At 67.7% G+C, this 20,422-nt stretch carries 14 protein-coding genes and 2 tRNA genes; 9 read left to right on the top strand and 7 right to left on the bottom strand.

The features are described 5' to 3' along the window. Positions 1-54: 54 nt before the first annotated feature. The 8 genes from mnmC to F1599_RS10595 all read left to right on the top strand — a co-directional run bounded on the left by mnmC (position 55) and on the right by F1599_RS10595 (position 11,159). Positions 55-2,118, top strand: coding sequence for a bifunctional tRNA (5-methylaminomethyl-2-thiouridine)(34)-methyltransferase MnmD/FAD-dependent 5-carboxymethylaminomethyl-2-thiouridine(34) oxidoreductase MnmC (gene mnmC, locus F1599_RS10630; protein ID WP_150083050.1), 2,064 nt, complete (start codon positions 55-57; stop codon positions 2,116-2,118). A 229-nt stretch (positions 2,119-2,347) separates the two neighbouring features. Then, positions 2,348-3,706, top strand: coding sequence for a trigger factor (tig, locus tag F1599_RS10625; protein WP_149318862.1), 1,359 nt, complete (start codon positions 2,348-2,350; stop codon positions 3,704-3,706). An 83-nt stretch (positions 3,707-3,789) separates the two neighbouring features. After that, positions 3,790-4,440 (top strand): ATP-dependent Clp endopeptidase proteolytic subunit ClpP, encoded by a 651-nt coding sequence (gene clpP / locus F1599_RS10620; protein WP_006575957.1) that lies wholly within the window; start codon positions 3,790-3,792, stop codon positions 4,438-4,440. Positions 4,441-4,655: 215 nt separating this feature from the next. Beyond that, complete coding sequence (clpX, locus tag F1599_RS10615) at positions 4,656-5,930, top strand: ATP-dependent Clp protease ATP-binding subunit ClpX (RefSeq protein ID WP_149318861.1); 1,275 nt, start codon at positions 4,656-4,658, stop codon at positions 5,928-5,930. 243 nt (positions 5,931-6,173) lie between these two features. Continuing rightward, positions 6,174-8,588, top strand: coding sequence for an endopeptidase La (gene lon, locus F1599_RS10610; RefSeq protein ID WP_149318860.1), 2,415 nt, complete (start codon positions 6,174-6,176; stop codon positions 8,586-8,588). A 230-nt stretch (positions 8,589-8,818) separates the two neighbouring features. Further along, positions 8,819-8,894: transfer RNA gene (locus F1599_RS10605), tRNA-Val, on the top strand. A 69-nt stretch (positions 8,895-8,963) separates the two neighbouring features. Then, positions 8,964-9,040 (top strand) — tRNA-Asp (locus tag F1599_RS10600). Between the two features lie 184 nt (positions 9,041-9,224). Continuing rightward, complete coding sequence (locus F1599_RS10595) at positions 9,225-11,159, top strand: SurA N-terminal domain-containing protein (protein WP_150083048.1); 1,935 nt, start codon at positions 9,225-9,227, stop codon at positions 11,157-11,159. Positions 11,160-11,345: 186 nt separating this feature from the next. On the opposite strand, the gene F1599_RS10590 is transcribed toward F1599_RS10595, so the two are convergent. Continuing rightward, on the bottom strand, positions 11,346-12,053 hold the full coding sequence (locus tag F1599_RS10590; protein WP_150083046.1) for an arylesterase: 708 nt from the start codon (positions 12,051-12,053) through the stop codon (positions 11,346-11,348). Between F1599_RS10590 and F1599_RS10585 the strand changes: the two genes are divergently transcribed. Further along, on the top strand, positions 12,052-12,750 hold the full coding sequence (locus F1599_RS10585; RefSeq protein WP_053823111.1) for an ABC transporter ATP-binding protein: 699 nt from the start codon (positions 12,052-12,054) through the stop codon (positions 12,748-12,750). The genes F1599_RS10590 and F1599_RS10585 overlap by 2 nt on opposite strands. 21 nt (positions 12,751-12,771) lie before the next feature. Here F1599_RS10585 and pgi read toward each other — a convergent pair whose 3' ends face one another. The 6 genes from pgi to F1599_RS10555 all read right to left on the bottom strand — a co-directional run bounded on the left by pgi (position 12,772) and on the right by F1599_RS10555 (position 20,391). After that, positions 12,772-14,424 (bottom strand): glucose-6-phosphate isomerase, encoded by a 1,653-nt coding sequence (gene pgi / locus F1599_RS10580; RefSeq protein ID WP_150083044.1) that lies wholly within the window; start codon positions 14,422-14,424, stop codon positions 12,772-12,774. 160 nt (positions 14,425-14,584) lie between these two features. Beyond that, a complete protein-coding gene (locus F1599_RS10575; RefSeq protein WP_149318856.1) occupies positions 14,585-15,529 on the bottom strand; it encodes a DMT family transporter in 945 nt (314 codons plus the stop codon). Next, the gene (locus tag F1599_RS10570) at positions 15,526-17,223 is read right to left on the bottom strand and encodes an NAD(P)H-hydrate dehydratase (protein WP_150083042.1); all 1,698 of its coding nucleotides are present in this window, start codon (positions 17,221-17,223) and stop codon (positions 15,526-15,528) included. The genes F1599_RS10575 and F1599_RS10570 overlap by 4 nt, the downstream gene beginning before the upstream one ends. Positions 17,224-17,256: 33 nt before the next feature. Further along, positions 17,257-18,531, bottom strand: a complete 1,275-nt coding sequence (locus tag F1599_RS10565) for a D-amino acid dehydrogenase (protein WP_150083040.1) — start codon at positions 18,529-18,531, stop codon at positions 17,257-17,259. 5 nt (positions 18,532-18,536) lie between these two features. Continuing rightward, positions 18,537-19,835 (bottom strand): TRAP transporter large permease, encoded by a 1,299-nt coding sequence (locus F1599_RS10560; RefSeq protein ID WP_149318853.1) that lies wholly within the window; start codon positions 19,833-19,835, stop codon positions 18,537-18,539. A 43-nt stretch (positions 19,836-19,878) separates the two neighbouring features. Continuing rightward, positions 19,879-20,391, bottom strand: a complete 513-nt coding sequence (locus F1599_RS10555; RefSeq protein WP_149318852.1) for a TRAP transporter small permease — start codon at positions 20,389-20,391, stop codon at positions 19,879-19,881. Positions 20,392-20,422 lie beyond the last annotated feature (31 nt).

The following is a 20,422-nucleotide window of genomic DNA, read 5'->3' as shown; positions in this document are numbered from 1 at the left end:
GTGCCGCGAAGCGTCTCGCCGCGTCGTCCTCCGTCCTGTTTTTCCGTTCTTCCGATGCCCAGCGCCCTCGATCCCGCCGAGCCGATCCTGTCCGACCAGGGTACGCCGTACTCGCCCCGCTATGACGACGTCTATCACAGCGTCGAGGGCGGGCTGGCGCAGGCGCGGCATGTCTTTCTCGGCGGCAATGGCCTGCCGCAGGCGTGGCAGGGGCGGGAACAATTCGTCATCGTCGAAACGGGCTTCGGCCAGGGGCTCAATTTCCTGGCGACGTGGCAGGCCTGGCGCGACGACCCGCGCCGCTGCGCGCGCCTGCATTTCGTCTCGATCGAGAAGCATCCATTTACCCGTGAAGGCCTGGCGGCGCTGCATGCCGACCTCGAAGAGCTGGCACCGCTCGCGCAGCAGTTGCAGGCCGCGTGGCCCCTAGCGCTGCCGGGGCTGCATCGGCTCGCCTTCGACGGCGGCGCGGTGGTGCTGACGCTCGCGCTGGGGGACGTGCAGGCACTCTTGCCGCGGCTGGCAGTCGGTGCCGATGCCTTCTATCTGGACGGCTTCGCCCCGGCGCGCAATGCCGACATGTGGGATCCGGTGGTGATGAAGGGGCTGGCCCGGCTGGCGCGTCCCGGCGCCACGCTGGCGACCTATACGGCCGCCGGCTTCGTGCGGCGCGGCCTGCAGGCGGCGGGGTTCGAGGTCAGCAAGGCGCCGGGCTTCGGCAGCAAGCGCGACATGACGGTCGCGCGCGTGCCGGCCGAGCGCCGGCGCCGCCATGCGCCGCCTTCGCCCGGTGCCTGGACGCGGCGCCACGCGATGGTGATCGGCGCCGGATTGGCCGGCTGTGCGGTGACCGAGCGGCTGGCGGCGCGCGGCTGGCGCGTGACGCTGATTGACGCGCACGACGGCCCGGCGCGCGAGACTTCGGCGCATCGCGCGGCAGCCATGCACCCGCATCTGTCGCCGGACGACAGCGTGCTGTCGCGGCTGTCGCGCGCCGGCAATCTCCATGCATTGCGGGCCTGGCAGGCGCTGGCCGAGGCCGGACATCCGGTCGGCTGGCACGGTTGCGGCGTGCTGCAGGTCGGTCAGGACGACGAGGACACGGCGCTGCAGCAGCGCGCGCTGGCTGAACTCGGGTTCCCCGCGGAGTACGTACGCTGGATGTCGGCGCAGCAGGCTGCCGACGAGCATGGCGCCACGGTGGCGCGCGGCGGCTTGTGGTTCCCCCAGGGGGGATGGGTCGCGCCGCCCGACGTCTGCCGCGCTCAGTTGGCGATGGCGGGGGCGGCCGTGGAGACGCGGTTCGGCTGCCGTATCGCCTCCCTGCATCGGACCGATGACGGCTGGCAGGTATTCGACGAGGCAGGGCGGCCGGTGGCCGAGGCGCCGGTGCTGGTGCTCGCCAATGCGCACCACGCCAGCGGCCTGCTGCCGCTGCGCCATCTGCCGATCCGGCGCGTGCGGGGGCAACTGACCACGCTCGAGCCGGGCGATGTCGCTCGCCTGGGCCGCTGGCCCGACTGCGTGGTGACGGGCAGCGGCTACCTGCTGCCGCGCGACGGCGACGGCAGCGCCAGGATCGGGTCCAGCTACGAGCCGGACGAAGGGTCGCTGGTGGAACGGGTCGAGACCCATGCCGACAATCTGCGCCGGCTGTCGGCGCTGTTGCCGGACCGGAGCGCGGCGGTCAGTGCGCTGGATCCCGCCGCGCTGCACGGATATGTCGGCGTGCGCAGCGTCTCGCACAATCGCTTGCCGTGGGTCGGCCAGGTGGCCGACGAGGCCGAGTGCGAGCGCCGGGCGGCCTCGCTGCGCGGCGCGCATCTGCGCGATCTGCCGCGGCTGCCGGGCCTGTATGTGGCGCTCGCGTTCGCCTCGCGCGGGCTGACCTGGGCGGCGCTGGCCGGCGAACTGCTGGCCAGCCGGATCGAGGGAGAGCCGCTGCCGGTGGAAAGCGATCTCGCCGACGCGCTGGATCCGGCGCGGCTGCTGCTGCGGGCGCTGCGGCATGGGCAGCACGGCGGCGACGGGCAGGATGCCGAACGGGATACCGGGCGGGATGCTGAACCGGATGCCGGGCAGGGCGCCGGGCGGCCCGGCCAAGCCCTGTCAGGGTAAAAACTGCCGGAACCGGATCGAAACCGTGCGATAATCCGCGTTTTCCGTTTGCGCGGTGTGTTTGTTTGCGCGAGTTCGCGATCGGGGCTCAGGCGGCTTGTCCGCGTGCCTCATGCGTGGCTGGTGCGTGCGAACCGTTCGACGGCCTGAGGGAGAAAACCCTGCACGCAGGCACGCAAGCGGAACGCGCTGACGAACACAACAACATTTCTGGATTGGATTGACGACCATGTCGAATGTGATTGAAAACCTCGGCAAACTCGACCGCAAGGTGACCCTGGCCATTCCGAAGGCCGAGGTCGAGAAGGAGAAGCAGGAGCGCCTGGTTCGCCTGTCGAAGACGGTCAAGATGGCCGGCTTCCGCCCGGGCAAGGTGCCGATGAAGATGGTCGAGAAGCAGTACGGCCAGCAGGTCGAGTTCGAAGTGCGCTTCGACAAGGCCGCCCGCAAGTTCTTCGACATCACCCAGCAGCAGGACGTCAAGGTCGCCGGCCAGCCCAAGTTCGAGATCAAGACCGAAGGCGTGGCGGACGACGAAGTGGCATTCGACGCCACCTTCGAGGTCTACCCGGAAGTCAAGATCGGTGACCTGTCGGCCGCCGAAGTGGTCCGCACCAAGACCGAGATCACCGACGCCGAGATCGACAAGACCATCGAGATCCTGCGCAAGCAGCGCGTCCACTACCACGCCCGCGGCGAAGCCGGCGAGCACGGCGACGGCGGCGGTGAAGTGGCGGCCAAGAACGGCGACCGCGTGACGGTCGACTTCGTCGGCAAGATCGACGGCGTGGAGTTCGCCGGCGGCAAGGCCGAGGACTTCGTCTTCGTGCTGGGCGAAGGCCGCATGCTGCCCGAGTTCGAGCAGGCCGCGCTGGGCCTGAAGGTTGGCGAGAGCAAGACGTTCCCGCTGGCGTTCCCCGAGGACTATCACGGCAAGGAAGTCGCCGGCAAGACCGCCGAATTCACCATCACGATGAAGCAGGTCGAGTGGGCTCACCTGCCCGAGGTCGACGACAACTTCGCCAAGTCGCTGGGCATCGCCGACGGCAGCGTCGAGAAGATGCGCGCCGACATTCGCGAGAACCTGGAGCGCGAGGTCAAGCGCCGCACGCACGCGATGCTGAAGGACCAGGTCATGGAAGCGCTGATCAAGGCCAGCGAGCTGGACGTGCCCAAGGCGCTGATCGAGCAGGACCAGGAGCGCCTGGTGCAGATGGCCCGCCGCGACCTCGAGCAGCGTGGCATGCCGAACGCCAAGGACATGCCGATTCCGCCGGAGATGTTCGCGCAGCAGGCCGAGCGCCGCGTCAAGCTGGGCCTGATCCTGGCCGAGATCGTCAAGGCCAACGGCCTGGAGGCCAAGGCCGACCAGATCAAGGCCGAGATCGAGGAGTTCGCCAAGAGCTACGAAGATCCGAAGGAAGTCATGCGCTGGTACTACGGCGACCAGCAGCGCCTGGCCGAGATGGAAGCCTACGTGCTCGAAAACAACGTGGTAAATTTCGTGTGCGAGAAGGCCAAGGTCATCGACAAGCCGGTGTCCTTCGAAGAGCTGACGGCCGAAGGCAACGGCGGCCAGCAAGCCTGATCGAAAGAAAAAGCCGCCTTCGGGCGGCTTGTTTGCCTTTCGCCGAGGCCACTGGCCTGCCACCGAATTCTGGAGAACCCTGCATGACCCGCAATGATTTGCTCGATCGTCTCGCCACCACGCAAGCCTCGGCGCTGGAGACCATGGGCCTCGGGCTGGTGCCGATGGTGGTGGAGCAGTCCGGTCGGGGCGAGCGCGCCTATGACATCTACTCGCGCCTGCTGAAGGAGCGCCTGGTGTTCATGGTGGGCGAAGTCAACGACCAGACCGCCAATCTGGTGATCGCGCAGCTGCTGTTCCTGGAGAGCGAGAATCCCGACAAGGATGTCTTCCTCTACATCAACTCGCCGGGCGGTTCGGTATCGGCCGGTCTGGCGGTGTACGACACGATGCAGTTCATCAAGCCGGACGTGTCGACGCTGTGCATGGGCATGGCCGCCAGCATGGGCGCGTTCCTGCTGGCCGCCGGCGCCAAGGGCAAGCGCCTGGCGCTGCCCAACTCGCGGATCATGATCCACCAGCCGCTGGGCGGCGCGCGTGGCCAGGCCTCGGACATCGAGATCCAGGCGCGCGAGATCCTCTATCTGCGCGAGCGCCTGAATTCGATCCTGGCCGAGGTCACGGGTCAGCCGGTCGAGAAGATTGCCCGCGATACCGACCGGGACAATTTCATGAGCGGCGACCAGGCGGTCGACTACGGCCTGATCGACAAGGTGATCGCCCGCCGCGGTTGAGCCTGGCGCGGCGCGCCGGCTTCGAACCCTGATCCGGCCTCAAACGGCCAAGCCTACACCACATAACGAGGCCCTGCGCCTCGTTTGTGGTGTTTGCCCCCACACCTTGGGGGTTCCGCCCGCTGCCCGAAAGGTTTTGGCGTATGATGCGTTTGACGCGTATCGCCAAGGTCCTTTCTGCGCCCTGGCGCGCCCCTGCTAATGTGACGATTCCTATGGCGGACAAAAAAGGTTCATCCAGCGAGAAGCTTCTGTATTGCTCCTTCTGCGGCAAAAGCCAGCACGAGGTCAAGAAGCTGATCGCCGGCCCGTCGGTGTTCATCTGCGACGAATGCATCGACCTGTGCAACGAGATCATTCGCGATGAAGCCGCCGGCGCCGACAAGGACGCCCCGGCCGCGGCGAAGTCGGATCTGCCGACGCCGCACGAGATCCGCGAAAGCCTGGACCAGTATGTGATTGGCCAGGAGCAGGCCAAGAAGATCCTGGCCGTGGCTGTCTACAACCACTACAAGCGGCTCAAGCATCTCGGCAAGAAGGACGATGTCGAGCTCTCCAAGAGCAATATCCTGCTGATCGGCCCGACCGGTTCGGGCAAGACGCTGCTCGCGCAGACGCTGGCACGCCTGCTCAACGTCCCGTTCGTGATCGCGGACGCGACCACGCTGACCGAAGCCGGCTATGTCGGCGAGGACGTCGAGAACATCATCCAGAAGCTGCTGCAGAACTGCAATTACGAGGTCGAGAAGGCCCAGCGCGGCATCGTCTACATCGACGAGATCGACAAGATCTCGCGCAAGTCGGACAACCCGTCCATCACGCGCGACGTGTCGGGCGAGGGCGTGCAGCAGGCGCTGCTGAAGCTGATCGAAGGCACCATGGCCTCGGTGCCGCCCCAAGGCGGGCGCAAGCATCCGAACCAGGACTTCCTGCAGGTCGATACCACCAACATCCTGTTCATCTGCGGCGGCGCCTTCGATGGACTGGAGAAGGTGATCATGCAGCGTTCGGACAAGACCGGCATCGGCTTCGGCGCGCAGGTCCAGAGCAAGGAAGAGCGCGACGTCAGCGAGGTTCTGCCGCAGACCGAACCGGAAGACCTGATCAAGTTCGGCCTGATCCCCGAGCTGATCGGCCGCCTGCCGGTGGTAGCGACGCTGTCCAAGCTCGACGAGGCCGCGCTGATGCAGATCCTGGTCGAGCCGAAGAACGCGCTGGTCAAGCAGTATCAGAAACTGCTGGCCATGGAAGGCGTCGAACTGGAAATCCGGCCGGCAGCGCTGTCCGCGATTGCCCGCAAGGCCATCAAGCGCAAGACGGGTGCGCGCGGCCTGCGTTCGATCCTCGAACAATCGCTGATGGATGTCATGTACGACCTGCCGAATTACAAGGGCGTGCAAAAAGTCGTGATCGACGAAAGCACCATCACGGGCGACGCACCTCCCTTGCTGATGTACGAGGACCAGCCCAAAGTGGCTGGCTCCAACTGACGCGAACGCCGGCGCATGGGCGGATCCCGCGCCGGCAGCCAACCGACAGGCCGTTCGCGAAAAGCGAGCGGCTTTTTTTCTTCATTTCGCCAAACGAACGGGAGGAAACGCGGGTATGCTGTTTGCGCGGGATTCGCAAGTGTCGGGGCCGTCATTTGACTGATGCTGCGAACCGGTGATTGCTGTCTTGTAATCGGTTCGTGCGACCCAATTTACGCCTTAAATGACTGACTGGGGAAACTGATGTCTGGAACACAACTCCTCCCGGCTGAGCCGATTCGCCTCCCACTGTTGCCGCTGCGCGACGTGGTGGTGTTTCCGCACATGGTGATCCCGCTGTTCGTGGGTCGCCCGAAGTCCATCAAGGCGCTGGAAACTGCGATGGAGTCGGGCAAGAGCATCATGCTCGTGGCCCAGAAAACGGCGGCGAAGGATGAGCCCACCGCCGAAGACCTGTACGAGGTCGGCTGCATCGCCAATATCCTGCAGATGCTGAAGCTGCCCGACGGCACCGTGAAGGTGCTCGTCGAAGGCACGCAGCGCGCGAATATCCGCGAAGTGAGCGAGGACGACTCGCATTTCATGTGCGAGGCCGTGCCGGTGCCCCTGGGCCCGGGCGAGAGCGCCGAGACCGAGGCCCTGCGCCGCGCGATCGTGTCGCAATTCGACCAGTACGTGAAGCTGAACAAGAAGATCCCGCCGGAGATCCTGACCTCGCTGTCGGGCATCGACGAGCCGGGTCGCCTGGCCGATACCATCGCCGCGCACCTGCCGATCAAGCTCGAGCAGAAGCAGAAGATCCTGGAGATGGTCAATGTGACCGAGCGCCTGGAGAGCCTGCTGTCGCAGCTCGAGGGCGAGATCGACATCCTGCAGGTCGAGAAGCGCATCCGTGGCCGCGTCAAGCGGCAGATGGAGAAGAGCCAGCGCGAGTACTACCTGAACGAGCAGGTCAAGGCCATCCAGAAGGAACTGGGCGAAGGCGAAGAGGGCGCCGATCTCGAGGAGCTCGACAAGCGCATCAAGGCCGCCCGCATGCCGAAGGAGGCCAAGAAGAAGGCCGAGGCCGAGTTCAAGAAGCTCAAGCTGATGTCGCCGATGTCGGCCGAGGCGACCGTCGTGCGCAACTACATCGACACGCTGGTCAACCTGCCGTGGCGCAAGAAGAGCAAGGTCAATAACGACCTGGCCAACGCCGAGCGCGTGCTCGACGAAGACCACTACGGTCTCGAGAAGGTCAAGGAACGGATCCTGGAATACCTCGCCGTGCAGCAGCGCGTCGACAAGGTCAAGGCGCCGATCCTGTGCCTGGTCGGGCCGCCCGGGGTCGGCAAGACCTCGCTGGGCCAGTCCGTGGCGCGTGCGACGAACCGCAAGTTCGTGCGCATGGCGCTGGGCGGCGTGCGCGACGAGGCCGAGATCCGCGGTCACCGCCGGACCTACATCGGTTCGATGCCCGGCAAGATCCTGCAGAGCCTGACCAAGGTCGGCGTGCGCAATCCGCTCTTCCTGCTCGACGAGATCGACAAGATGGGCATGGACTTCCGCGGCGACCCGTCGTCGGCGCTGCTCGAGGTGCTGGACCCGGAACAGAACCACACGTTCCAGGACCACTACATCGAGGTGGACTTCGATCTGTCCGACGTGATGTTCGTCGCAACCTCGAACTCGCTGAACATTCCGCCGCCGCTGCTCGACCGGATGGAAGTGATCCGGCTGTCCGGCTACACGGAGGAAGAGAAGGTCAATATCACCCAGCGTTACCTGCTGCCGAAGCAGATCCGCAACAACGGCCTGAAGCCGGGCGAGATCGAAGTCACCGAAGCGGCGATCCGCGACATCATCCGCTACTACACCCGGGAAGCCGGCGTGCGCTCGCTCGAACGCGAGGTGTCGAAGATCGCCCGCAAGGTGGTCAAGATGCTGCTGCTGAAGAAGGAGAGCGGCACGGTCAAGGTCGATTCGGACAACCTGGACAAATTCCTCGGCGTGCGCAAGTACGACTTCGGTCTGGCCGGCAAGGAAAACCAGGTGGGCCAGGTCACGGGTCTGGCGTGGACCGAGGTCGGCGGCGATCTGCTGACGATCGAGGCGGCGCTGATGCCGGGCAAGGGCAATATCACCCGCACCGGCTCGCTGGGCGACGTGATGAAGGAATCGGTCGAGGCAGCCCGTTCGGTGGTGCGTTCGCGCGCCCGCCGGCTGGGCATCACGGACGAGATGTTCGAGAAGCGGGACATCCACATCCACGTGCCCGAGGGCGCGACGCCGAAGGACGGTCCGTCCGCCGGTATCGCGATGACGACGGCGCTGGTGTCGGTGCTCAGCGGCATCCCGGTGCGCGCCGATGTGGCGATGACCGGCGAGATCACGCTGCGCGGCGAAGTGCTGCCGATCGGCGGTCTGAAGGAGAAGCTGCTGGCCGCCCACCGCGGTGGCATCAAGCTGGCGCTGATTCCCGAGGAGAACGTCAAGGACCTCGCCGACATCCCGGACAACGTCAAGAACAATATCGAAATCGTTCCGGTGCGCTGGATCGACAAGGTGTTGGAAATGGCGCTCGAGCGCAAGCCCGAGCCGTTGCCGGAGGAAGTCGCCAGCCCTGCCGAAGTCAAGGACAAGGGCGCGGCCGCCACGCACGAGATGATTCACCACTGATCGCGTGAGGGCGGGGCGGGGCGATCCCGACCGCGCCCGCCGGCGCCGCAAAACCGCAGGGCGAACCCTGCGGTTTTTTTTTGCGCGCCGCGCGGTGTTCGGCTTGGCAAAGCCAAACGCGCTGTATTACACTTGCGGCCTCGCAGCGCAAACGGCAGTCAACGGCTGATACGTGCGCGGCGATACAGCCTGATTGGCGGCATTGCGGCCATATCGCGGCAACATCGAGCGGGTGCTTAGCTCAGCTGGTAGAGCGGCGCCCTTACAAGGCGTAGGTCGGGGGTTCGATCCCCTCAGCACCCACCACTCACTCGATGGCCCGATCGCCATGCCTCCGCGTCGTCAGGCCGTGTCGCCGGTGGCGAGACCGACATCGGAGTGGTAGTTCAGTCGGTTAGAATACCGGCCTGTCACGCCGGGGGTCGCGGGTTCGAGTCCCGTCCACTCCGCCACATTGCATCCGGGCACCGCCAGGTGGCCGGCCGAATCAGCCGCCTCCATGCGGCTGTTTTCATTTGTAGCCCGTCTTTTTGCCCAGTCCGCAGCGGCCGCCGACGCCACATCCACAGGGCGACCCTGCGCAGCCTGCTAGAATCGCGGAGTTTGACCTCCGTCCCAACTTGATCCCGAGTCAGCATGCTTGATTTCGTTCGCAACAACCGGCGCCTGATGCTTTTGCTGCTGCTGGTGCTGGTGTTTCCGTCGTTCGTGTTCTTCGGCGTGGAAAGCTATTCGCGCTTCATGGACAGCTCGCACGACGCCGCCAAGGTCGGTGGCCGCGCCATCACCCAACAGGAAGTCGATAACGTGCTGCGCGAGCAGTCGGAGCGGATGCGTCAGGTGCTGGGCGCCGCCTACGATCCGCGCCAGTTCGAAGGGCCCGAGGCGCGCAAGGCCGTGCTCGACCAGCTGATCCTGCAGCGTGTGGTCGCCGACGAAGTCAATCGCGAGCATCTGACCGTGTCGAACGAGCGCCTGTACGAGGCAATCATCGCGATCCCCGCGATCGCACAGCTGCCGAAGAAGGCGGACGGCACGGTCGAGGACAAGGCCTATATCGAACTCCTGGCCTCGCAGGGCATGACGCCCGAACAGTTCGACGCGCGCATGCGCTTCGACCTGGCGACGCAGCAGCTCGGCCAGTCGATCGGTGCGACAGCCTTCATGCCGAAGTCGCTGCTCGACCGCCTGATCGCCGCCCGCGACCAGCAGCGCGAGGTCCAGCCGCTGCTGCTGAAGGCCGCCGACTACGCCGCCAAGGTCACGGCCGACGACGCCGCGCTGAAGGCGTACTACGACAAGCATCGCCAAGCCTTCAGCGTGCCAGAGCAGGCCAAGGTCGAATACCTGGTGCTGTCCGCCGATGCGCTGGCCGCCGGCATCAGCATCACGCCCGAGCAGCTCAAGTCCTACTACGACAGCAATATCGCGCGCTTCCGTACCGACGAGCAGCGCCGCGCCAGCCATATCCTGATCGCCGCCTCGAAGGACGCGCCCGCCGCCGAACGCCAGGCCGCCAAGGACAAGGCGACCAGGCTGCTGGAAGAGCTGCGCAAGCATCCGGACACCTTCGCCGACGTCGCGCGCAAGCAGTCGCAGGATCCGGGCTCGGCGGAGAAGGGCGGCGACCTCGGCTTCATGGGCCGGGGCGCGCTGGTCAAGCCGTTCGAGGACGCGATGTACGCGCTGCAGCCGAACCAGCTCAGCGATGTGGTCGAGACCGACTACGGCTATCACATCATCAAGGTGACCGAGATCAAGCCGTCGCAGACGCGTCCGCTCGAGGCGGTCAAGACCGAGCTCGAAGCCGAACTGCGCAAGCAGCTGGCGGCCAAGCAGTTCACCGAGCAGGCCGATGCCTTCGGCAATACCGTCTATGAGCAAGCGGATAGCCTGAAGCCGGCCGCCGACAAGTTCAAGCTGACGATCCAGACCGCCGACAACGTGACCCGCGCGCCGAACCCCGCGCTGGGCGCCAACAATCCGCTGAACAACGAGAAGGTGCTGACCGCGCTGTTCAGCGATGACGCGATCAAGAACAAGCGCAACACCGAAGCGATCCAGGTCGGACCGGAAACGCTGGTCGCCGGCCGTGTGGTCGAGTACCGCCCGGCATCGGTGCGGCCGTTCGACGCGGTGCGCGACCAGGTCCGCGCGCAGTACGTGGCAGAGCAGGCCGCCGAACTGGCGCGCAAGGACGGCGAAGCGCAGCTCGCCAAGCTCAAGCAGAGCGGTTCGGCCGACGGCTTCGGCGCGGCCGTGACGGTGTCGCGCCAGCAGCCGGCCGGTCTGGCGCCGAAGGCGGTTGAGGCCGTGATGCGTGCCGATGCGTCGAAGCTGCCGGCGATGGTTGGCGTCGATCTGGGCGCGCAGGGCTATGCGATCTATCGCATCGCCAAGGTTTCGCAGCCGGCGCAGGCCAATCCCGCGCAGCGCCAGGCCGATGCCCAGCAGCTGTCGCAGCTGGCCGGCCAGAGCGAGCTGGAAGCGTTCTTCGAGAGCCTGAAGGCGCGGTCGGACGTCGAGGTGCTCAAGCCCGCGGCGCCGGCGGAATCCCAGCCGGCAGGCTGATGGCGATGGACAGGCCCGGCAGGGTCTGCCCGGTAGTCATGGAGAATGCATGGAGGAAAGGGGCCCCGCGGGGCCCCTTTCTCATGCGCCGGTGGTCAGGGCCACCGGGCTGCCGTTCAGGCACCGGCGGTCAAGGCCGCCGTGCGGTCGTTCACCCATCCATCCTGCAGGGCACCGTGCTGCGGCTTACCCGCGGCGCTGCTGCGCCTTGCCTTCCTCCGCGCTGCGCCGCTGGCGCTTGAGCAGCGGCTCCAGCTGCGGCCAGACGGTGTCGAGCAGCGCCGGCTGGGCCTGCGCGGTCGGATGGATGCGATCGTCCTGGAACCAGTCGGGCCGCGTCACCACCTTGTCGAGCAGGAAGGGCACCAGCGGCAGTTGATACTCCTTCGCCAGCTTCGGATACAGCGCGAAGAAGCGCTCGGTGTAGTGGGGCCCGTAGTTGGGCGGGATCCGCATGCCGATCAGCAGCACGCTGGCCTTGGCCGCCTTCGCGCTGGTGACGATCTGGCGCAGATTGGACTCGGTGCTCTGCAGCGGCAGGCCGCGCAGCGCGTCGTTGGCGCCGAGCTCGACCACCACGACGGCGGGGCGGTGGCGGGTCAGCAGATCGGGCAGACGGGTCTTGCCGCCCACCGTGGTCTCGCCGCTGATGCTTGCATTGACGACGCTATAATCGAACCTCTCCGCGCGCAGGCGGTCTTCCAATAACTTGACCCATCCTGCGCCACGTGCGATGCCATATTCCGCCGACAGGCTGTCGCCAAGCACCAGGATGGTGGGCGCGCGTTGCGCCAGTGCCGGCATCGCCGCCAGCGCCAGCAGCCCGCCCAGCACCAGGGCGCGCCAGCGTCCACCGATGTCCCGCCAGAAACCGTTCCGGAAACCCTTGCTCATGTCCTCATCCATTCTTGCTGTCGAATCCTTGGGAAAGACCGTGACGGACGCGACCGGTTCGCTGACGATTCTGCACGACGTGTCCTTTTCCGTCACGCCCGGCGAAACGCTGGCCATCGTCGGCGCCTCGGGTTCGGGCAAATCGACGCTGCTCGGGCTGATGGCGGGCCTCGATCTGCCGAGCCGCGGCACCGTGTCGCTGCACGGGCACGACCTGTTCGCGCTCGACGAGGACCAGCGCGCCGCGCTGCGCGGCCGGCATGTCGGCTTCGTGTTCCAGTCCTTCCAGCTGGTCGGCCATCTGACCGCGCTGGAGAACGTGATGCTGCCGCTGGAGCTGCGCGGCGAGACCGACGGCGTGCGCGAGCGCGCCAAGGCGATGCTGGAACGGGTGGGCCTGGGCGCGCGCCTGTCGCACTATCCGCGCACGCTGTCGGGCGGCGAGCAGCAGCGCGTGGCGCTGGCCCGTGCCTTCGTCACGCGGCCCGATATCCTGTTCGCCGACGAGCCGACCGGCAGCCTCGATACCGCGACCGGCGAAGCGGTGATCGCGCTGATGTTCGAACTGAACCGCGACGCCGGCTCGACGCTGGTGCTGGTCACGCACGACCGCTCGGTCGCGGCGCGCTGCGGCCGCATCCTGACCATCGAGGCAGGGAAGGTCGCCAGCGACGAGTGGATGGGCGCCGAGGTCTGAGCACGCGGCCAGGGCCGGCGCTCAGCCTCCTCGGGCCAGCGCGCTTCTCGCGCGCGCGATCAGCGCGCTGGTGGACGGATCGTGCGGGCCTTCGCCGCGTCCGTTCAGCTCGGCCTCGATCGGCCGCGCCAGCAGCTTGCCCAGTTCGACGCCCCACTGGTCGAACGAGTTGATATTCCAGATCGCGCCCATCACGAAGGTGCGGTGCTCGTACAGCGCGATCAGCGCGCCCAGCGCGCGCGGCGTGATGCCCTCGATCAGCAGCATATTGCTGGGCCGATTGCCCGCGAAACGCATATGCGCGATGCGCTCGGGCTCGACGATTCCGGCCGCGCGCAGTTCTTCCTCGGTTCGTCCGCGCATCAGCGCCTCGGCCTGCGCGAAGCAGTTGGCCAGCAGCTTGGCATGATGGCCCGGCAGCGTGCGCGGGGCGGACAGCGGCGCGACGAAGTCGACCGGCACGATCTGCGAGCCCTGGTGGATCAGCTGGAAATAGGCGTGCTGGCCATTGGTGCCGGCCGTCCCCCAGACCACGGGCGAGGTGTCGACGCGCACCGGCTGGCCGTCGCGCTGCACCGACTTGCCGTTGCTCTCCATTTCCAGTTGCTGCAGGAAGGCGGGGAACAGTTCCAGCGAGGTCGAGTACGGTGCCATGCAGCTGGTCGGCAGGCCGAACACATTGCGGTACCAGACCCCCAGCAGGCCGAGGATCACCGGCATGTTGCGCGCGAGCGGCGCGGTGCGGAAGTGCTCGTCCATCTCGCGGCCGCCGGCCAGCAATTCGGCAAAGGCCTCGAAGCCCAGCGCCAGCGTGATCGACAGCCCGACCGACGACCACAGCGAAAAGCGGCCGCCGATCCAGTCCCAGAACTCGAACATATTGGCCGGGTCGATGCCGAAGGCGCGCACCGCCTCGAGATTGGTCGAGACCGCGACGAAATGGCGCGCCAGTCCGCCCTCCGGCACGCCGCGCGCGACAAACCACTGGCGCGTGCTGTTGGCATTCGCCATCGTCTCGAGCGTGGTGAAGGTCTTCGAGCAGACGATCACCAGCGTGCGTTCGGGATCGAGCCGCGCCAGCGTCTCGGCCAGCTCGGTGCCGTCGACGTTGGAGACGAAATGCACGCGCGGCCCGGAAACCTTGCGACCTTCGCTACCATCGCCGGCAAGGTGCGCCAGCGCGCGGCACACCATGCGCGGCCCGAGGTCCGAGCCACCGATGCCCAGGTTCACCACGTCGGTGATGGTCTTGCCGCTATGCCCCTTCCATTCGCCGCTGCGCACGCGCTGCGAGAAGTCGCGCATGCGCGCGAGCACATCGTGCACCGCCGGCATCACCGGCTTGCCATCGACCTGGAACGGGGCATCGGGCGCGGCGCGCAGCGCCATATGCAGCGCGGCCCGATCCTCGGTCGCATTGATATGTGCGCCAGCGAACATGGCATCGCGCCGCGCGGGCACGCCGGCCTCTTCGGCGAGCTGGACCAGCAGGTCCATCGTCTCCCGCACGATGCGGTTCTTCGAGTAGTCCAGGAACAGGCCGGCCGCTTCCAGCGAGAACCGGTCGACCCGCTCGCGGGCGTCGGGCGCGGCAAACCAGTCGCGCATCCGCTGGTCGCGGATCGCTTGGTAGTGCTGCTGCAGACGTTGCCAGGCGGGAAGATCAGTAGGCATTGCGAAATACGGGCGGAGTAGGGTCGAACGCAAAAAAGTCGAGCGGATGATGCAAGCGGATCACGAGCGCCGAACGAGCGCAAAAAAACGAGCGCAGACGACGCGGAACGTGCCGAGTATAGCGTGCACATTCCGCGAACACTGTCAGACAACGCCGCAATCAGCGCGTTCCGCCGAGGCTCCTGGCCACCAGCCGCAATGCCGATTCGCCGCCCGCGACCCAGACGCCGCCGGCGCAGATCACCGCGATGCCCAGCGCCGTGGTCCAGTCCGGCAGCTGGCCGAAGGCGAGGAAGCCGACCGTGGTGGCCGAGATGATCTGCAGATAGAGGAAGGGACTCAGGAACGATGCGTCGGCGTACTGGAAGGCGCGGATCACGAAGTAGTGGCCGAGCGAACCGGTGATGCCCGCCGACAGCAGCAGCGCGCATTGCAGCGGCGTCGGCATCGCGGTGAACCAGAAGAAGGGCACCAGCAGCGTGGTCAGCGCGGCGCCGGTGATGCCGCTCCAGATCAGCGTGGTCATCGGCGCATCGTGGGCCGCCATGCGCCGCGTCAGCATCTGCAGCAGCGCGAACAGCAGTGCCGAGGTCAGGCCCAGCGCCACGCCGCCGGGCGTCAGCTCGCCGCCGGGGCGCACCACCACCAGCATGCCGGCAAAGCCGATCAGCACGCCGCTCCAGCGCATCAGGCGGGCGTGGCGGCCCGGGCGTTCGCCGAGCAGCCATGGCGACAGCGCGACGACGAACAGTGGCGCGCAGAAGTTCAGCGCGGTGGCCGTCGCCAGCGGCATCAGCTTCAGCACCGAGAAGAACACCAGCGTCGAGGCCAGCATCAGGCCGCCGCGCATCCATTGCAGCCGTGGCTGGCCGGTGCGGACCTGTGCCCGGAAGCGCGCCGGGCCGAGCAGCAGGAAGATGGCGACCACATGGCCGACGTAGCGCACCCACGCGACCGCCATGATCGGCAGGCCCTGCTGGGTCAGCGTCTTGCCGGTGGCATCGAGCAGCGTCAGGATCCATTGGCCCAGCACCAGCAGCGCGATGCCGGTCAACAGTTGCCGGCGGCTCGGCGCCGCGCCCTGTATCGGGATCGCGCCGCTCATTGCCGCGCACCCGGCATGACCAGCGCGTTCAGTTCGTACCGCGCGGCGCGGGGCAATTCGCCGGCGGTCAGCCCGGCGGGGCCTTCGCCGCCCGCCACCAGGCGATCGGCGGCACGGCCATGCAGCCAGACCGCGGCCAGCGCCGCGGACTCGGCCGCCATGCCCTGTGCCAGCAGCGCGCCGATCATGCCGGCCAGCACGTCGCCGGTGCCGGCGGTGGCCAGGCCCGCATTGCCGGTCGGGTTGATGGTGGCCGCGTGCTCGCCCGCGTTCTTGCCGGGACCGGCGATCACGGTGCCCGAGCCCTTGAGCACGACCACCGCCTGCCATTGCGCGGCGAGCGCGCGTGCCGCGGCGAGGCGATCGCGCTGGATCTCCGCCACGGTGCAGCCCATCAGCCGCGCCGCTTCGAGCGGATGAGGCGTCAGCACGCGTGGCGCAGTGCCGGCCCCGGCCAACGCCGCCAGGGCCGCGTCGGTGGCCAGCAGGTTCAGCGCATCGGCATCGAGCACCGTGGGCGTACCGGCCTGCAGCGCGACCCCGAGCCATTGGCGCGCGTCCTCGCCGGTGCCCATGCCCGGCCCGGCGACCAGTGCCGACATCTCGGCCAACTGCAGCCGGTCGACCGGATGCAGCATCAGTTCGGGATGTACCGGATCGAACGGCGGCGCGGGGTCGGCCAGAAAGCCGATGTGCACGCGCCCGGCGCCCAGATGCAGCGCCGCCCGGGCGCCGAGCAGCGGCGCGCCGACCATGCCGATGCTGCCGCCGATCACCGCCAGCGTGCCGAAGCTGCCCTTGTGGGTGGCATGCCGCCGGCCGGGCAGCGCGGCGGCGAAGCGGGCCGGCGTATTGGCCCAGGCCGCCGGCGTGTCCTGCGGCGGATAGCCGAGGCCGAGCGGCGCGATATCGAGCTCGCCGGCGCAGTCGCGGCCGTCGAGCGTCAGCAGCCCGGGCTTGGCGGCGATGAAGGTCAGCGTGCGCGTCGCGCGCACCGCGGGCGCACCGGCACCGGTATCGGCCGACAGGCCGCTCGGCACGTCCAGCGCGAACACCGGCACGCCCTGGTCGGCCAGGGCGCCAAGGCGCGCGATCCATTCGGCCAGCGCGCCGCTGGCGGGACGGTTCAGCCCGATGCCCAACAGGCCGTCGACCACGGCGGCAAAACGCGGCGCTGTCGCGGGCCAGGGAGGGGCCGTCTGCGGCGAGGCGGCATCGGGCACCAGCACCTGCAGCGGCACGCCGGCGTCGTTCGCCTGCTGCCACGCGCGCGCGGCGTCGGCGGGCAGGCGCGCGGGGTCGGCCAGCAGCCAAGCCTGGATCTCGCGCCCGGCCCGATGCAGGTGCGTGGCCGCGACCAGCGCGTCGCCGCCGTTATTGCCCGGCCCGGCCAGCAACAGCAGCGGTCCGGCCGGGGCGTGGGCGCTCAGCCAGGCGGCAGCCGCGGCGCCGGCGCGGGCCATCAGCGTGAATGGCGACAGGCCGGCGTAGGCGGCCTGTTCGAGCCGGCGGATCGCGGCGCTGTCGAACAAGGGGACCGGCGTGGCGCTGGCGGGATCGAAGCGCAGCCAATCCGCGCTCACGGGGGCTTGGGCCGTTTCGGTGGTTTCGGTGGCTTGGGCGGCGTGGGCGGTATCGGCGGCCGTCCCTGCAGCGGCCGTCCCCGCAGCGCCGGGAGAGGAGAAGGGCGTCATCGGCGCATTATCGCAGCGCTGCCCGCAAGCGGCTCATCGCCGCGGACCGAGGCCGTAGCGGTCCGGCGTCAGCCCTTCCAGGTCGATCTCGGCCGCCGCGCCGGCCACCTGGGCGGCGAGCAGCTTGCCCGAGCCGCAGGCCATCGCCCAGCCGGTCGAGCCATGGCCGAGATTGAGGAACAGCCCCGGCACGTCGGTGGCGCCGATCAAGGGCGGTCCGTCCGGCAGCATCGGCCGGGCACCGGTCCACAGCGACGCTTCGCCGTAGTTGGCGGCGCCCGGGAACCAGTCGCGTCCGACCTTCAGCAGCGTGCGCACCGCGGCCTGGCGCAGATCCAGCTTGCGCGAGCCGAGCTCGGCGGTGCCGGCCAGCCGAATGCGATTGCCCATGCGCGTGATCGCGACCTTGTACGACTCGTCCATCAGCGCGGCCAGCGGCGCCTGCAGGGCATCGCGGACGGGCACCGTCGCCGAATAGCCCTTGACCGGATACAGCGGCACGCGAAGGCCGAGCGGGCGCAGCAGCGCGGCACTGGCGACGCCGGCGGCCACCACGACGTGCGGTGCGCGCAGGATCGAGTCCCCTCCCTGGCACCGCACGGAGACGGACAGCACGCCGTCGCGCGGCGCGCCGATGCCATGCACGGTGGTGTCCATCTGAAACCGCACGCCCGCCGCCTCTGCGAATTGCCGCAGCCGGCGCGTGAACATCGGGCAATTGCCCGATTCGTCCTCGGGCAGATGCAGCCCCCCGGCCAGCGCGGTGTCCGGAGCGAGCCCGGGCTCGAGGCGGCGGCATTCGGCGGCATCGATCACCCGGTGTGGCACCGCGTTCTCGCGCAGCAGCGCCAGCGCGGGCCGGGCCATGTCGAGATCGCGTTCGGTCCTGAACAGCTGCAGATAGCCCTGCGACTGCTCGTAGTCGATCTGCAGCTGGTCGCGCAGCTGGTGCAGGCAGGCGCGGCTGTAGAAGGCCAGCCGCTGCATGCGCAGCTTGTTGACGCGGTAGCGTTCGAGCCGGCATTCGCCGAGCCAGCGCGCAATCCAGCGCCACATCGCGGGGTCGGCGCTGGGGCGGAACACCACCGGCGAGGTACTGGCGAAGAGGGTGCGCAGCACCTTGGCCGGCATCCCGGGCGCGGCCCACGGTGTCACATACCCGGGCGCGATCACGCCGGCGTTGCCGAAGCTGGTCTCCTGCGCGGGAGAGGCGCGCCGGTCCAGCACGGTGACCTCGAAGCCGGCCTCGCGCAGATACCAGGCCGAGCACACGCCGATCACGCCGGCCCCGATCACGATCGCACGCATGGCGCCTACATCTTCATCTGCGCGGGCAGGTAGGTCACCAGGCCGGGGAAGGCCCAGATCAGCAGCACCGCCACCACCATCAGCACGAAGAAGGGGAAGGCGGCCCAGGCGATATAGCTGATATTGCGCCGGGTCATCCCCTGCAGCACGAACAGGTTGAAGCCGACCGGCGGCGTGATCTGCGCCATCTCGACCACCAGCACGACGAAGATGCCGAACCACAGCAGGTCGATGCCGACCGCCTGGATCGTCGGCAACAGCACCGACATCGTCAGCACCACCATCGAGATGCCGTCGAGGAAGCAGCCCAGGATGATGAAGAACACCATCAGCGCGATGATCAGCATGAACGGCGTCAGGTTCAGGCCGACGATCCACTCGGCCAGATGGCGGGGCAGTCCGATGAAGCCCATTGCCAGCGTCAGGAAAGACGAGCCGGCCAGGATCAGCGCGATCATGCAGTACAGTCGCGTCGCCGACATCAGCGAATCGCGGAACGTTTCCCACGTCAGCGTGCGTTGCGCCAGCGCGAGCACCAGCGCGCCGACCACGCCGAGCGCGGCCGCCTCGGTGGCGGTGGCGATGCCGGCGTAGATCGAGCCGAGCACCGCGCCGATCAGCAGCACCACCGGGATCAGGTGGCGCGATTCGGCCAGCTTGGCATGCAGGTCCAGCCGATGCTCGGGCACCGGGATCGCATCGCGATGCCGCCAGCCCCAGACCGCGACGTAGCCCATGAACAGCAGCGCCAGCATCAGGCCCGGCAGCACGCCGCCGATGAACAGCTTGCCGATCGACACATCAGCGGTGACGCCATAGACGATCATGATGATCGACGGCGGAATCAGCAGGCCCAGCGTGCCGGCGCCCGCCAGCGAGCCGATCGCCATCGACTCGGGATAGCCGCGCTTGGCCAGTTCGGGCAGCGAGATCTTGCCGATCGTCGCGCAGGTGGCGGCGCTCGAGCCCGACACCGCCGCGAAGATCGTGCAGCCGATCACGTTGACATGCAGCAGGCGGCCGGGCAGCCGCTGCAGCCACGGCGACAACCCGCGGAACATGCCCTCCGACAGCCTGGTCTTGAGCAGGATCTCGCCCATCCAGATGAACAGGGGCAGCGCCGTCAGCGTCCAGCTCGACAGCGAGCCCCAGACGGTCAGCGCCATCGATTCGCCGCCGACCTTGTTGGTGAACAGCTCCATTGCCATCCAGGCGACGCCGAGAATCGCGATGCCGATCCAGACGCCGGCGCCGAGCACGGCGAAGATGGCGACGATCAGGAAGAAGGTGATCCAGAGATCCATGTGGTTGCGTTCCTGTGGGGGCTGACCGGTCGATACGTCGGCGTTACTCGGTGCGCGCCATTTCGCCGCTTTCCTCGCGCGGCAGACGGCGCGTGCGCACCACGTAGACGAACTCCTCGGCGAAGGCGACGAACAGCCCGAACAGGCCCACCGCCATCGACAGCTGCGGAATCCACAGCGGCGTGGCGTCGGTGTTCTGCGAGATGTCGTGATAGATGTACGAGTCGTACGCGAGCTTGCCCGCGTAGTAGGTGAAGTACGCGGTCAGCAGCGTGGCCACCGCCAGGCAGAAGATCTCCACCCAGACACGCGGCCTGCCGTGCAGGCGCTGCAGGATCAGCGTCACGCGGATATGGTCGCCCTGGCGCAGCGTCGCGGCCAGTGCAAGAAAGGAGCCCGCGGCCATGAAATAGCCGGCATAGGCGTCGCCGCCGTCGATCTGGAAATTGGCGAAGCGCCCGATGATGATGGCCAGTTCGATCAGTAGCGTCAGGCAGATGAAGACGGCGGCCAGCGCGCCGAGCGCCTGGTAGAACCACTGGAAGCGGGAAGTCATGATGCGTCCGGAAGGCTGGGGGAAGGAAGCG

This window comes from Cupriavidus cauae (assembly GCF_008632125.1).
Lineage (GTDB): Bacteria > Pseudomonadota > Gammaproteobacteria > Burkholderiales > Burkholderiaceae > Cupriavidus > Cupriavidus cauae.
The sequence above is the reverse complement of the archived record's forward strand: the minus strand, read 5'-3'. Positions and strand labels throughout refer to the sequence as shown.

Coding starts and splice junctions, on each gene's coding strand:
- mnmC (WP_150083050.1), top strand. CDS start 55: ATGCCCAGCGCCCTCGATCCCGCCGAGCCGATCCTGTCCGACCAGGGT.
- tig (WP_149318862.1), top strand. CDS start 2,348: ATGTCGAATGTGATTGAAAACCTCGGCAAACTCGACCGCAAGGTGACC.
- clpP (WP_006575957.1), top strand. CDS start 3,790: ATGACCCGCAATGATTTGCTCGATCGTCTCGCCACCACGCAAGCCTCG.
- clpX (WP_149318861.1), top strand. CDS start 4,656: ATGGCGGACAAAAAAGGTTCATCCAGCGAGAAGCTTCTGTATTGCTCC.
- lon (WP_149318860.1), top strand. CDS start 6,174: ATGTCTGGAACACAACTCCTCCCGGCTGAGCCGATTCGCCTCCCACTG.
- F1599_RS10595 (WP_150083048.1), top strand. CDS start 9,225: ATGCTTGATTTCGTTCGCAACAACCGGCGCCTGATGCTTTTGCTGCTG.
- F1599_RS10585 (WP_053823111.1), top strand. CDS start 12,052: ATGTCCTCATCCATTCTTGCTGTCGAATCCTTGGGAAAGACCGTGACG.
- F1599_RS10590 (WP_150083046.1), bottom strand. CDS start 12,053: ATGAGCAAGGGTTTCCGGAACGGTTTCTGGCGGGACATCGGTGGACGC.
- pgi (WP_150083044.1), bottom strand. CDS start 14,424: ATGCCTACTGATCTTCCCGCCTGGCAACGTCTGCAGCAGCACTACCAA.
- F1599_RS10575 (WP_149318856.1), bottom strand. CDS start 15,529: ATGAGCGGCGCGATCCCGATACAGGGCGCGGCGCCGAGCCGCCGGCAA.
- F1599_RS10570 (WP_150083042.1), bottom strand. CDS start 17,223: ATGACGCCCTTCTCCTCTCCCGGCGCTGCGGGGACGGCCGCTGCAGGG.
- F1599_RS10565 (WP_150083040.1), bottom strand. CDS start 18,531: ATGCGTGCGATCGTGATCGGGGCCGGCGTGATCGGCGTGTGCTCGGCC.
- F1599_RS10560 (WP_149318853.1), bottom strand. CDS start 19,835: ATGGATCTCTGGATCACCTTCTTCCTGATCGTCGCCATCTTCGCCGTG.
- F1599_RS10555 (WP_149318852.1), bottom strand. CDS start 20,391: ATGACTTCCCGCTTCCAGTGGTTCTACCAGGCGCTCGGCGCGCTGGCC.